Below are 13,318 nucleotides of genomic sequence, written 5' to 3'. Positions count from 1 at the left end.
ATCCCCGCCATTGATCATGAGCAATCTTCATCTGAAGCGTTGTTGCGCCTCTTTTCCAAGGATTTAACGATGACCGTCTACTTCATCGGCGCCGGCCCCGGCGACCCGGAATTGATCACCGTCAAAGGCCAGCGGCTGATCCGCAGTTGCCCGGTGATTATCTATGCAGGTTCATTGGTGCCGGCGGCGGTGCTCGACGGCCATCAAGCCGAAACGGTGGTCAACAGTGCTGAACTGCACCTTGAACAGATCATCGACCTGATCAAAACCGCGCATGCCAAAGGCCAGGATGTGGCGCGGGTGCATTCCGGCGATCCAGGCCTGTACGGCGCGATCGGCGAGCAGATCCGTTATCTGCGCGAGCTGAATATTCCCTTCGAGATCATCCCCGGCGTAACGGCCACCGCAGCCTGTGCGGCGTTACTCGGTGCGGAACTGACCCTGCCGGACGTGTCGCAAAGCGTGATTCTGACCCGTTACGCCGATAAAACCGCCATGCCGGCCGGTGAGGAATTGGGCAGCCTGGCGCAGCACGGCGCAACCATGGCGATTCATCTGGGCGTCAACCATCTGGAGAAGATTCTGGCGGAGCTGTTGCCGCATTACGGCGCGGACTGCCCGATTGCGGTGATTCACCGTGCGACGTGGCCAGATCAGGATTGGGTGGTGGGGACGCTGGCGGATATCGCTGGAAAGGTTGAGGCCAAAGGGTTTCGGCGCACGGCGTTGATTCTGGTGGGCCGAGTGCTGGGCAGCGAGGTGTTTAGCGAGTCATCGCTGTATCGCGCCGGGCATGCTCACCTCTACAGACCATAAATTGGAACGCGGAGCGTCCCGGGCTGCATTCCCACGCAGAGCGTGGGAACGATCAAAGGCCCTTTCGCGAGCAGGCTCGCTCCCACATTTGACCGCATTTCAAATGTGGGAGCGAGCTTGCTCGCGAAGGCTTTCTTGAATTTCAGGCATAAAAAAACGGCGCTCACGGGGCGCCGTTTTTCTTGTTCGCAGCGAACACCTTAGTAGTAGGCGTTTTCTTTCTGCGTGTGGTCGGTCACGTCGCGAACGCCCTTCAGCTCCGGGATGCGCTCGAGCAAGGTGCGCTCGATGCCTTCCTTCAACGTGACGTCCGCCTGGCCGCAGCCCTGGCAACCGCCACCGAACTGCAGAACGGCGATGCCGTCTTCAACCACATCGATCAGGCTGACCTGACCGCCGTGGCTGGCCAGCCCCGGGTTGATTTCGGTTTGCAGGTAGTAATTGATGCGCTCGTTGACCGGGCTGTCGGCGTTGACCATCGGCACTTTGGCGTTTGGTGCCTTGATGGTCAACTGACCGCCCATACGGTCGGTGGCGTAGTCGACAACGGCGTCATCGAGAAACGCTTCGCTGAAGTGATCGATATACGCGGTGAAGCTTTTCAGCCCCAGCGCGGTGTCTTCCGGTTTTTCTTCGCCCGGCTTGCAGTAGGCAATGCAGGTTTCGGCGTACTGGGTGCCAGGCTGGGTGATGAAGACGCGGATGCCGATGCCCGGGGTGTTCTGCTTGGAGAGCAGATCAGCCAGGTAATCGTGGGCGGCGTCGGTAATGGTAATAGCGGTCATGGAAACTCCTCGCAGGCTTGGGCGCAGTTTACGCCAATCGTTGCGCCGGACAAAGTCCTAGTATTTTTGTCGGGAAAGATTCTCGTCGGGCGTCTCGTCGACCTGCGCCTTGAGCCAATGGTAACTGCGCTTTTCCACCCATTCGTAGCTCAACCACGAGCCGACGCCAATCGCCAACGCACACACGGCAAACACCAGATACGGGTTGATCCCGTAGCGCTGCGCGACAGATCCCCCCGCCGAAAGCACCAAAACGTGCATCAGGTACACCGAATACGAGCAATCACCGAGCAGTTTGAGCACCCGACTGCGCTCGACATAACGCTCAAGCGAGATGCACGCCATCACCAGCACCGCGCTCGGCAAACCCCAGTTGAGCAGCCTCGGCGCCGGTGCCAAATGATAAATCGCCAGCAATGCCGCGACGATGGCTGCCAGCGGCAGCCACAGTCCCGCACCGATCCAGCCCCGGCGATAAAACATGCCGATGCCGATCCCCAGCAAAAACTCGTAGACAATGTCCGAACGGTAAAACTCGCTGATCCAGCCAAACCCGGTCCAGGTCTGACACACGGCAAACAACAGCGCCGCGACCACCAGCAAACGCACCTGCAAGCGAAACAACAGCGCCCAGGCAAACAGCAGATAAAAGAGCATTTCGTAATTGAGCGTCCAGCCGACATTCAGCGTCGGATAGATACCGTAACCGCCGGGGTTCTCAGACGGAATGAACAACAGTGACAGCAGCAGATGCGGCCAATCCACCGTTTGATCCGGCAGCAACGGCTGGGCAAATACCACCAGCAGTGCCATCAGCAGCGTGTATAACCAATACGCCGGGACGATGCGAAACAGCCGATAAAGCAGAAACCGCGCGGGTGGCAGCGGTTTGCTCTCGGTAGACAGGAAGATCACCAACCCGCTGATGACAAAGAAGATATCGACGCCCACTGCGCCTTTGTCGATGAAAAACTGGCCGACCGCCCCCCGTGCCTTGAAGTCGAAGAAAATCTGCATGAAGTGGTGGCAGACCACCGTCCACGCAGCCAGCGCACGCAGGGCTTGCACTGAAATCAACATTGGCCGCTCCCGTCCACACCCTCAAATTCACCTCAATCCCTGTAGGAGCTGCGGCACGCTGCGATCTTTTGATCTTGATTCTGAAAGATCAAAAGATCGCAGCCTCGTTTCACTCGACAGCTCCTACAGGGGATTGCGATGTTGCTAATGGTTGGGACCGCAGCCTCGCCTCAAATGATCAAAGATTCTCGTAGCGGTTCATGTCCAGTACGCCCTCTTCCACCGGATCGGTTTCGTGGATGTACTGACTCAAATCGTGGAAATAGAACCAGAATTGCGGATGACTGCGACGGATCCCCCAACGTTCGACGATTTTCTCGAAGCGGTTGGCGTCCTTGGCGTTTTCCATCGCATCGACAAACACCGGCACCTGATCGGCCGGGACATTGAAGATGAAGTTCGGATAACTGCTAAGCACGCCCGGATAAATCGTGATTGTGTCCAGCCCAGGCTGATAGCGCAGCGATTCACCGAGCAGAAACGCCACGTTGCTGTGCGCACGGTTGCGCAGCAGGCTGTACACCTCACGTTTGCCGTTGGCAGTTTCGATACGCAGCATCGTCGCTTCCGGCAACTGATCGATGACCTTCAAACCGGCCGCCGGACGCGAAGTCAGGCGGCTCAATGCCTGTTCGGCATTTTGCAGCGCCGGGTCAATATTCGGACGCGAGCAGTAAGCGCCATCGCAGCGATTGATCGGATCGGGCCGCGCATTGAGATCGCCGTAACGTGCCAGCAATTGCACGGCGAAGTCGTGTTTCGGGTCTTTCTCGTCCAGCTTCAACGCAGTCGGTTTGTCGTCGTCAATCGCCTCGTAATCGAGCCACATTTTGAACTGACCGCTGCTCTGATACCAATCGTCGAGGTAATCCTCGCGGGAGTCGGCGGGCATCAGGCGCAGGAAGTTCTGCTCGGCGCCATTACGGATCAGGTCGAAATACAGGCGGGTTTGCGCCTGATGGGAGACGTTGCCGAACACATCGAAGTTGACTGCCAACTGGTAATAGGTGCGCTCCAGCAGCGGATAGTCGAACAGCCACATTGTCTGCGGCACCTCGCCGATCAGGCCTTTGGTCACCGATGCGCTATCGAAGTGGCGGAAAATGCTCAGCAGCGCGTTGTCGTTGCCCGCCCACAGGGTCGACCAGCTCGGCGCGGGCACATCGGCGTAGCTGTCGCGGCGCAACGCCTCGTACTCGTTACGTTTGTTGCGGTAGTTGTGCCACAGGCTCAAAACGCTGCCAACGTCGTCGTTCTGCCCGGGCATGGCCAACAGCGGCGTAGCCTGGCCGCGATAGTTCGGATCGGTGATATAGAGGTCGTGTTCCGGTGCCTGGAACAGCGCCCAGAAGTTGTCGCGAATCACGTCGGTCGCAATCTGGCCACGGCACACCGGCCCGCGAATAAAGGTACGGACGAAATATTCGGCGTTATCGAGCATGAACTGATAACGCGCCTGCGCCGGAATCGCCTCGAACGTGGCAAACGGATTGGCGCGGCTCTGCGGGCCGTAACCGGGCAGCGCACTGGCCTGCCAGTTGCCGCTATAAAACAGGCTTTTTACCCGCGCCATTTTCGCCGCGCTCAGCGGATAAGTGATGTGGGTCTTGTGCACGATCACCCCTTGCACCGGCCACAAGCGGTAATACACCTGGGTGCCCGGATCGTCATTCGGACGGCGGGTGGCAATCAGGTCGATCGGCTGCCCGGTCGGCGTGCGCGAACGCACCCACTGGAAGTAATGCCCCGGCTCGCCATCCTTGAAATAGAGGTGCGCGAGGTACAAATGCTCGTACAGCCAGCGTCCGACCAGACTCTGCCGGGCGCCGGGAGTATTAAGCAGATTTTCCCACTGGACGATTTGCAGCGCCTCTTTCGCGCTCGGCGCCAGGCCTTGTTCGTCAATCGGCGCACCCGAGGCCAGCCAGCGCTGCAGCGTCTGATATTGCTGATCGGTCAGCCCGGTCACCGCCAGCGGCATGCCTTCTTTAGGATGGGCACCGGCATAGCCTTCGAACTCGGCAGGCAGCGCGCACATATTCTGGCGGTTCAGGCCCAGCACGATGTCTTCCGGCAGTTTGGCGTTCGGCGTCAGCGGGGTTTTGTGGCCCAGCTCCAGCATGCGCGCCATCAGCGCGGCCTGACTGCCTTGGGCGTCGAGCACCGAATAGAAGTCTTTCTGCTGCCAGGCGCGTTTACCGAAAGCGTCGTAAAACAATCGGGTGGTCGGCGCCGCGACGGTGCGCTCGCCGTCATACACCGGCATTTTGCTCGCACCACGGGCCGCGCCCTCGCCACTGCCCAGATTCAACTGACAAGCGGAGTCGTAGCACGCATGGCAGGCCACGCACTTCTCGGTGAAGATTGGCTGGATGTCGCGGACGTACGAAATCGTAGGAGAAATGGCCGACACAGTCGCTGGCTCTTGCGCCACGGCGCCCCAGCTGAGAAACAGCAACACAAAACCAATGACGCGGTAAGACATGCTGCTGATCCCGATTGTAAAAAAACGCCGCGATTCTACAGTATGACGCTCGTACCAACATGAGCGATATTCATGCAAAAGCCCCACATGCTCTAAAAGCGCACAGGTTTGCTATGATCCCGCTCCTTCGTAATGGTCTTTCCGAGTAGTCCAAATGTCCGATCGCAGCGTCCGCCTTCACGCTCTCAAGCAAGCTCTCAAAGAGCGCATCCTGATACTCGACGGCGGCATGGGCACGATGATCCAGAGCTACAAGCTCGAAGAACAGGATTATCGCGGCAAGCGCTTCGCGGACTGGCCGAGTGACGTCAAGGGCAACAATGACCTGCTGGTGATCACCCGTCCGGACGTGATCGGCGGCATCGAGAAAGCCTATCTGGATGCCGGCGCCGACATCCTCGAAACCAACACCTTCAACGCCACACGCATTTCCATGGCCGACTACGGCATGGAAGAACTGGCCTACGAGTTAAACGTAGAAGGCGCACGTCTGGCGCGCAAGGTTGCCGACGCCAAGACCGCCGAGAACCCGGACAAGCCGCGTTTCGTTGCCGGCGTGCTCGGTCCTACGAGTCGCACCTGTTCGCTGTCGCCGGACGTCAACAACCCGGGTTACCGCAACGTTACCTTTGATGAGCTGGTGGAAAACTACACCGAAGCCACCAAAGGCCTGATCGAGGGCGGCGCCGACCTGATCCTGATCGAAACCATTTTCGACACCCTCAACGCCAAAGCCGCGATCTTCGCTGTGCAAGGCGTATTCGAAGAGCTGCACATCGAACTGCCGATCATGATTTCCGGGACCATCACCGACGCCTCCGGCCGGACCCTGTCGGGTCAGACCACCGAAGCGTTCTGGAACTCGGTGGCGCACGCCAAGCCAATCTCGGTCGGCCTCAACTGCGCGCTCGGCGCCAGCGAGTTGCGTCCGTACCTGGAAGAGCTGTCGAACAAGGCCAGCACCCACGTGTCCGCGCACCCGAACGCCGGTCTGCCGAACGAGTTCGGCGAGTACGACGAACTGCCGTCGGAAACCGCCAAGGTCATCGAAGAATTCGCCCAGAGCGGCTTCCTCAACATCGTCGGCGGTTGCTGCGGCACCACGCCGGGGCACATCGAAGCCATCGCCAAAGCCGTCGCCGGTTATGCCCCGCGTGAAATTCCAGACATTCCCAAGGCCTGCCGCCTCTCGGGTCTGGAACCGTTCACCATCGATCGCAACTCGCTGTTCGTTAACGTTGGCGAGCGGACCAACATCACCGGCTCGGCAAAATTCGCCCGTCTGATCCGTGAAGACAATTACACCGAAGCGCTGGAAGTCGCCCTGCAACAGGTCGAGGCCGGCGCGCAGGTGATCGACATCAACATGGACGAAGGGATGCTCGATTCGAAGAAGGCCATGGTGACCTTCCTCAATCTGATCGCCGGTGAACCGGACATCTCGCGCGTGCCGATCATGATCGACTCGTCGAAATGGGAAGTCATCGAAGCCGGCCTCAAGTGCATTCAGGGCAAGGGCATCGTCAACTCGATCAGCATGAAAGAAGGCGTCGAGCAGTTCATCCATCACGCCAAACTGTGCAAGCGCTACGGCGCCGCCGTGGTGGTGATGGCGTTCGACGAAGCCGGCCAGGCGGACACCGAAGCGCGCAAAAAAGAGATCTGCAAACGCTCCTACGACATTCTGGTCAACGAAGTCGGCTTCCCGCCGGAAGACATCATCTTCGACCCGAACATCTTCGCCGTCGCCACTGGCATCGAAGAGCACAACAACTATGCAGTCGACTTCATCAATGCCTGCGCCTACATCCGCGACGAATTGCCGTATGCGCTGACCTCGGGCGGCGTGTCCAACGTGTCGTTCTCGTTCCGTGGCAACAACCCGGTGCGTGAGGCGATTCACTCGGTGTTCCTGCTGTACGCGATCCGCGCGGGCCTGACCATGGGCATCGTCAACGCCGGGCAGCTAGAAATCTACGACCAGATCCCGCAAGAGCTGCGCGACGCCGTTGAAGACGTGATCCTCAACCGCACGCCGGAAGGCACCGACGCCCTCCTCGCCATCGCCGACAAGTACAAGGGCGACGGCAGCGTCAAGGAAGCCGAGACCGAAGAATGGCGCAACTGGGAGGTCAACAAGCGTCTGGAACATGCGCTGGTCAAGGGCATCACCACCCACATCGTTGAAGACACCGAAGAGTCGCGCCAGTCGTTCGCCCGCCCGATCGAAGTGATCGAAGGCCCGTTGATGTCCGGCATGAACATCGTTGGTGACCTGTTCGGCGCCGGTAAAATGTTCCTCCCGCAGGTAGTGAAATCCGCCCGCGTGATGAAGCAGGCCGTGGCGCACTTGATCCCGTTCATCGAACTGGAAAAAGGCGACAAGCCGGAAGCCAAGGGCAAGATCCTCATGGCCACCGTAAAAGGTGACGTGCACGACATCGGCAAAAACATTGTTGGCGTGGTGCTCGGTTGCAACGGCTATGACATCGTCGACCTCGGCGTGATGGTCCCGGCAGAGAAGATTCTGCAAGTGGCCAAGGAGCAGAAGTGCGACATCATCGGCCTCTCCGGCCTGATCACCCCGTCGCTGGATGAAATGGTCCACGTCGCTCGCGAAATGCAGCGTCAGGACTTTCACCTGCCGCTGATGATCGGTGGCGCGACCACGTCCAAAGCGCACACCGCGGTGAAGATCGAACCGAAGTACAGCAACGATGCCGTGGTCTACGTGACCGACGCCTCGCGTGCGGTCGGCGTGGCCACGCAGCTGCTGTCGAAAGAATTGAAGGCCGGTTTCGTCGAGAAGACCCGTCTGGAATACATCGATGTGCGCGAACGCACGGCCAACCGCAGCGCCCGTACCGAGCGCCTGAGCTACGCCGCCGCGATCGCCAAGAAGCCACAGTTCGACTGGGCAAATTACCAGCCAATCAAACCGAGCTTCACCGGCAGCAAAGTGCTGGACAACATCGACCTCAAGGTTCTGGCCGAATACATCGACTGGACGCCGTTCTTCATCTCCTGGGACCTGGCCGGCAAGTTCCCGCGCATCCTCGAAGACGAAGTGGTCGGTGAAGCCGCGACTTCGCTGTACAAGGACGCGCAGGAAATGCTCGCCAAGCTGATCGACGAGAAGCTGATCAGCGCCCGTGCGGTGTTCGGCTTCTGGCCGGCCAATCAAGTGCATGACGACGACATCGAACTGTACGGCGATGACGGCCAGCCATTGGCCAAACTGCATCACCTGCGTCAGCAGATCATCAAGACCGACGGCAAGCCGAACTTCTCGCTGGCCGACTTCGTCGCGCCGAAGGACAGTGAAGTGACTGACTACGTCGGTGGTTTCATCACCACTGCCGGCATCGGTGCCGAAGAAGTGGCCAAGGCTTATCAGGACGCTGGCGACGACTACAACTCGATCATGGTCAAAGCCCTCGCTGATCGTTTGGCCGAAGCCTGCGCCGAATGGCTGCACCAGCAAGTGCGCAAAGAGCACTGGGGTTATGCCAAGGACGAAGTGCTCGATAACGACGCGCTGATCAAAGAACAATACAGCGGCATCCGCCCTGCTCCGGGTTATCCGGCGTGCCCGGATCACACCGAGAAGGCGGCGTTGTTTGCCTTGCTCGATCCGGAAGCCGAAGAGATGCGCGCCGGCCGCAGTGGCGTGTTCCTCACCGAACACTACGCGATGTTCCCGGCGGCTGCGGTCAGCGGCTGGTACTTCGCCCATCCGCAGGCGCAGTACTTTGCCGTGGGCAAGGTCGACAAGGATCAGGTCGCCAGCTACACCTCGCGTAAAGGCCAGGAGTTGAGCGTGACCGAGCGCTGGCTGGCGCCGAACCTCGGCTACGACAACTAAGCAGCCTCCGCCAGCGCCTACCGGAGCCCGCGTCGTTCACAAATCTTGTGAACCAACGCTGAACCTGTGGGAGCTGGCTTGCCAGCGATGGCGTCGGGTCAACCAACATTGATGTCGCGTGTGCCGGCCTCATCGCCGGCAAGCCAGCTCCCACAGGGTTTCGGGGAATGCTCGCTTAACCCTCTCTCCAGCCCATTTCCCACCTTTCGTTTTGCAGTGTTCTTCGAAGGGTTGGCTATGCTTGTCTGACACACACGGCAGACGAGGGATTTATGGACGATCCAGTCGACAACAAACCGCCGACCTTCTGGCAGATGCTGCACAGCGTGATGGCGGCGGCGTTCGGGGTGCAGAGCGGCAAGAACCGGGCAAGGGACTTCACCCATGGCAAGCCCAGCCACTTCGTGATTCTGGGGATTGTGTTTACGGCAGTGTTTGCGTTGACGCTGTTTGCCATCGTCAAACTGGTGCTGCATTTCGCCGGCGTCTGATGCGGTCAGCGCATCAGGGTTTGCAGGGTGAAGGGGTAGCGATACGAGTCCGGTCGTCCGTTGGCTGAAAGTTTACGGAAGTTCACGCCGTAGTCCGGCGACATGCCCATGGCCAGCATTTTCCGGGCGCGACGTTTGTCGATCAATTGCAGCAACGGAATCTGCCGATCGCGGCCACCATAGCGATTCAGTTCGACGCCTTGGTCTACGTCATGCAACTCGACCAAGGCCCAGCCGCCAAGGGTGAAATGCCCGCCAATCAGCGCACTCAAGCGTCCGTCGACCAACGCCTGCAACGCCTGCGGGGAGGTGTTGACCGCGCTGAACAACGCATCTTTGCCAGGGACTTTTCCCGTTTCGGCATACGCGCGCATCGCGCCGAAGGCCATTTCATCATTGGCCGACCACACCAACGAAACCTTCGGATAACGGGCGAACAGCTGTTTTGCCTGTTCATAGGCGCGTTCTTGCGTCCAGCCGCTGTAAACCAGTTGCCTCAAGCGGGCCTGTGGATGCTCGGCCAGTGCCCGTTGCATGCCGCGCTCGCGCAATTGCGCCGAGGGGGTGACCTTCAGCCCGGAGAACGCCAGCACTTCAATCGGCTCAGCTGCGGGCGTCGACGGGTGCAGGCGAATCAGCTCCTTCATCATCAGGTAACCGCCCTCCTCGTCGTTCGGCACCAGGCTGCCGATGCGGTCGTCACGCTCACCGACCAGCGCCTGCTGGTCAGGCGTCAGCGCGGCGTTGACCATAAACAGCTTCACGCCGCTGTTTTCAGCCAGACGCATAATTTGCGGAGCGACGTATTGTTCGTTGACGAACACCAGGTACTCGGGACGGTCCGGCCCCTGCAATGCGACGCGCGCCTGAGCCAGTGTCAACTCGGGCTGGCGTTGAGAGTAGAGAATCTGCAGATCGATCCCCAGATCCTGGGCGGCCGCCTGCATGAATTGCGAATAGCTGACCCAGAAGGCTTCCTGCGTCGAACCCGGATTCAAAAACAGCACAGACTCTGCCCGCGCGCCGGTCTGGAACAGCGCGACGAACAACAGAAGACTGATAGGGAAAAACTTGAACATGAAGCATCCGGGCCCAAGGAAAAATGGCCGCGCATTATAGCCTTCGTTCCATCGGCTATTGATGCCTGATCCCGTTTTTGTCCGACAATCTGTCGCAAGCGGGGCCCGGATGGGTCGTTTACTGATGGCTGACCCAGAATACCGCTGTCCCTACCACGAGAATAATCAGGAACAAAATGGCCCACGCATCGACACTGCTGTCGCTTTTTCTTGCCTTGGTCGGATTGCTCATTGCATCGCCTCTTGTCGGTTTTATCGGTGATTGCAGAAAGACTCGACCACAGTTAAGACGATGATTGTCCGCACGACAAATGTGGGTTAGTTGACAGCGATTCTCGTTAGGCAATTTGGTTCTTTACATATACTCAAACATCACTTTTGCGCATAACTGCAAACGGGTATATTGCCCCGGCTCCGTTAGGGAGTGCGCGGCCGTGCGCGCAGAATTGCAGAGGCACAATCGGACTCCGGCAAGCGAAAACGCAGTGCTACTCCGAATGGCCCAAGCCTGAGAACAGGACTTATATGTACGTATACGACGAGTACGATCAGCGGATCATCGAGGACCGCGTCAAGCAGTTCCGTGATCAGACCCGACGCTATCTGGCAGGTGAGCTGAGCGAAGAAGAATTCCGCCCCCTGCGCCTGCAAAATGGCCTGTACATCCAGCGCTTCGCGCCGATGTTGCGTGTGGCGGTGCCTTACGGCCAACTGACTTCGCGTCAGACGCGCATGATGGCCAAGATTGCCCGCGACTACGACAAGGGCTACGCCCACATCAGTACGCGGCAGAACGTGCAGTTCAACTGGCCGGCGGTGGAAGACATCCCGGACATTCTGGCTGAACTGGCCACCGTGCAGATGCACGCGATCCAGACCAGCGGCAACTGCCTGCGCAACGTCACCACCGACCAGTTCGCCGGTGTCGCTGCCGACGAAGTGATCGACCCGCGCCCATGGTGCGAGATCGTCCGTCAGTGGACTACATTCCACCCGGAATTCGCCTACCTGCCGCGTAAGTTCAAGATCGCCGTCAACGGTTCGACCGCTGACCGTGCCGCCATTGAAGTCCACGACATCGGCCTTGAGCCAGTGCACAACGCCGCCGGTGAACTGGGTTTCCGCGTGCTGGTCGGCGGTGGCCTCGGTCGTACGCCGGTCGTTGGCGCGTTCATCAACGAGTTCCTGCCATGGCAGGATCTGTTGAGCTACCTCGACGCCATCCTGCGGGTCTACAACCGTTACGGCCGTCGCGACAACAAATACAAGGCGCGGATCAAGATCCTCGTCAAGGCCCTCACGCCGGAAGTGTTCGCGCAGAAAGTCGATGCGGAAATGGAACACCTGCGCGGTGGCCAGACCACTCTGACCGACGCCGAACTGCAGCGTGTGGCCAAGCACTTCGTCGACCCGGACTACAAGGCGCTGGACAACCAGACCGCGCAACTGGCCGATCTCGACAAAGAGCACGCCGGTTTCGCTCGCTGGCGCACTCGCAATACCCTGGCGCACAAGAAGCCGGGTTATGTCGCCGTGACCCTGTCGCTGAAACCGACTGGCGTTGCCCCGGGCGACATCACTGACAAGCAGCTCGACGCCGTCGCCGATCTGGCCGACCGCTACAGCTTCGGTCAACTGCGCACCTCGCACGAACAGAACATCATTCTTGCCGACGTCGAGCAAAGCCAGCTGTTCACCCTGTGGGGCGAATTGCGTGAAGGCGGTTTTGCCACGCCAAACATCGGCTTGCTGACCGACATCATCTGCTGCCCTGGCGGTGATTTCTGCTCGCTGGCCAACGCCAAATCGATCCCGATCGCCGAATCGATCCAGCGTCGTTTCGACGACCTCGATTACCTGTTCGACATCGGTGAGCTGGACCTGAACATCTCCGGTTGCATGAACGCCTGTGGTCACCACCACGTCGGCCACATCGGCATCCTCGGGGTAGACAAGAAAGGTGAAGAGTTCTATCAGGTGTCCCTCGGCGGCAGCGCCAGCCGTGACGCGAGCCTGGGCAAGATCCTCGGCCCGTCCTTCGCCCAGGAAGCCATGCCGGACGTGATCTCGAAGCTGATTGACGTGTACGTTGAACAACGTACCGAAGACGAGCGCTTCATCGACACCTACCAGCGTATTGGCATCGACCTCTTCAAGGAACGCGTCTATGCAGCGAATCATTAAAAACAACGAGGTCGTCGACGAAACCTGGCACTTGCTGCCCAAGGATTTCAACATCGACGAGATCAGCAACTGCGACGACCTGATCGTGCCATTGCAACTGTGGCGCGAACACAGCCGCATGCTCAAGGCCCGCGACGGCGGTCTGGGTGTCTGGCTGGACGCCGACGAAGAAGCCGAAGAAATCGGTGAAGACGTCGCCGAGTTTCAGGTAATCGCTCTGAATTTCCCGGCGTTCACCGACGGTCGCAACTACTCCAACGCCCGTCTGCTGCGTGACCGTTACGGTTTCAAAGGCGAACTGCGGGCGATTGGTGACGTGCTGCGCGATCAGCTGTTCTACATGCACCGCTGTGGTTTCGACGCCTTTGCCGTGCGTGCGGACAAAGACCCGTACGAAGCCCTGGAAGGTCTCAAGGACTTCTCGGTGACCTATCAGGCTGCCACTGACGAACCGCTGCCGCTGTTCCGTCGCCGCTAAGTCTTCAGCTTTAGCGCAGACAAAAAAACGCCGGTCATGTGACCGGCGTTTTTTT

The 13,318-nt window shown here is 59.2% G+C and carries 9 protein-coding genes; 5 read left to right on the top strand and 4 right to left on the bottom strand.

Features of this window, described 5'->3' with window-relative positions; translation table 11 throughout:
- Positions 1-69: 69 nt before the first annotated feature.
- Positions 70-816 (top strand): precorrin-4 C(11)-methyltransferase, encoded by a 747-nt coding sequence (gene cobM / locus ACIF4X_RS15575; RefSeq protein ID WP_397482820.1) that lies wholly within the window; start codon positions 70-72, stop codon positions 814-816.
- A 200-nt stretch (positions 817-1,016) separates the two neighbouring features.
- Here cobM and nfuA read toward each other — a convergent pair whose 3' ends face one another.
- The 3 genes from nfuA to ACIF4X_RS15560 all read right to left on the bottom strand — a co-directional run bounded on the left by nfuA (position 1,017) and on the right by ACIF4X_RS15560 (position 5,166).
- Positions 1,017-1,601, bottom strand: a complete 585-nt coding sequence (nfuA, locus tag ACIF4X_RS15570; RefSeq protein WP_007912592.1) for a Fe-S biogenesis protein NfuA — start codon at positions 1,599-1,601, stop codon at positions 1,017-1,019.
- Positions 1,602-1,658: 57 nt separating this feature from the next.
- The gene (locus tag ACIF4X_RS15565; RefSeq protein WP_397482819.1) at positions 1,659-2,681 is read right to left on the bottom strand and encodes an acyltransferase family protein; all 1,023 of its coding nucleotides are present in this window, start codon (positions 2,679-2,681) and stop codon (positions 1,659-1,661) included.
- A gap of 178 nt (positions 2,682-2,859) precedes the next feature.
- The gene (locus ACIF4X_RS15560) at positions 2,860-5,166 is read right to left on the bottom strand and encodes a fatty acid cis/trans isomerase (protein ID WP_397482818.1); all 2,307 of its coding nucleotides are present in this window, start codon (positions 5,164-5,166) and stop codon (positions 2,860-2,862) included.
- A 154-nt stretch (positions 5,167-5,320) separates the two neighbouring features.
- Here ACIF4X_RS15560 and metH point away from each other — a divergent pair, with 154 nt between their 5' ends.
- Both metH and ACIF4X_RS15550 read left to right on the top strand, forming a co-directional pair.
- On the top strand, positions 5,321-9,031 hold the full coding sequence (gene metH, locus ACIF4X_RS15555) for a methionine synthase (RefSeq protein WP_397482817.1): 3,711 nt from the start codon (positions 5,321-5,323) through the stop codon (positions 9,029-9,031).
- 272 nt (positions 9,032-9,303) lie between these two features.
- A complete protein-coding gene (locus tag ACIF4X_RS15550; RefSeq protein ID WP_397482816.1) occupies positions 9,304-9,522 on the top strand; it encodes a DUF2970 domain-containing protein in 219 nt (72 codons plus the stop codon).
- Positions 9,523-9,527: 5 nt separating this feature from the next.
- Here ACIF4X_RS15550 and ACIF4X_RS15545 read toward each other — a convergent pair whose 3' ends face one another.
- Positions 9,528-10,601 carry an ABC transporter substrate-binding protein gene (locus ACIF4X_RS15545; protein ID WP_397482815.1) on the bottom strand — a complete coding sequence of 358 codons (1,074 nt, stop codon included), beginning with the start codon at positions 10,599-10,601 and terminating at the stop codon, positions 9,528-9,530.
- A 525-nt stretch (positions 10,602-11,126) separates the two neighbouring features.
- On the opposite strand from ACIF4X_RS15545, the gene ACIF4X_RS15540 reads away from it, so the two are divergent.
- Both ACIF4X_RS15540 and ACIF4X_RS15535 read left to right on the top strand, forming a co-directional pair.
- Positions 11,127-12,785 carry a nitrite/sulfite reductase gene (locus ACIF4X_RS15540; protein ID WP_397482814.1) on the top strand — a complete coding sequence of 553 codons (1,659 nt, stop codon included), beginning with the start codon at positions 11,127-11,129 and terminating at the stop codon, positions 12,783-12,785.
- On the top strand, positions 12,769-13,263 hold the full coding sequence (locus ACIF4X_RS15535) for a DUF934 domain-containing protein (protein WP_007912572.1): 495 nt from the start codon (positions 12,769-12,771) through the stop codon (positions 13,261-13,263). The genes ACIF4X_RS15540 and ACIF4X_RS15535 overlap by 17 nt, the downstream gene beginning before the upstream one ends.
- The last annotated feature ends 55 nt before the right edge of the window (positions 13,264-13,318 follow it).

This window comes from Pseudomonas sp. NPDC085632 (assembly GCF_044541255.1).
Classification (GTDB): domain Bacteria; phylum Pseudomonadota; class Gammaproteobacteria; order Pseudomonadales; family Pseudomonadaceae; genus Aquipseudomonas.
The sequence above is the reverse complement of the archived record's forward strand: the minus strand, read 5'-3'. Positions and strand labels throughout refer to the sequence as shown.

What these genes read in the sequence shown, in the direction of transcription:
- metH (WP_397482817.1), top strand. Translation starts at nt 5,321, where the DNA reads ATGTCCGATCGCAGCGTCCGCCTTCACGCTCTCAAGCAAGCTCTCAAA.
- ACIF4X_RS15545 (WP_397482815.1), bottom strand. Translation starts at nt 10,601, where the DNA reads ATGTTCAAGTTTTTCCCTATCAGTCTTCTGTTGTTCGTCGCGCTGTTC.
- nfuA (WP_007912592.1), bottom strand. Translation starts at nt 1,601, where the DNA reads ATGACCGCTATTACCATTACCGACGCCGCCCACGATTACCTGGCTGAT.
- ACIF4X_RS15535 (WP_007912572.1), top strand. Translation starts at nt 12,769, where the DNA reads ATGCAGCGAATCATTAAAAACAACGAGGTCGTCGACGAAACCTGGCAC.
- ACIF4X_RS15540 (WP_397482814.1), top strand. Translation starts at nt 11,127, where the DNA reads ATGTACGTATACGACGAGTACGATCAGCGGATCATCGAGGACCGCGTC.
- ACIF4X_RS15560 (WP_397482818.1), bottom strand. Translation starts at nt 5,166, where the DNA reads ATGTCTTACCGCGTCATTGGTTTTGTGTTGCTGTTTCTCAGCTGGGGC.
- ACIF4X_RS15565 (WP_397482819.1), bottom strand. Translation starts at nt 2,681, where the DNA reads ATGTTGATTTCAGTGCAAGCCCTGCGTGCGCTGGCTGCGTGGACGGTG.
- cobM (WP_397482820.1), top strand. Translation starts at nt 70, where the DNA reads ATGACCGTCTACTTCATCGGCGCCGGCCCCGGCGACCCGGAATTGATC.
- ACIF4X_RS15550 (WP_397482816.1), top strand. Translation starts at nt 9,304, where the DNA reads ATGGACGATCCAGTCGACAACAAACCGCCGACCTTCTGGCAGATGCTG.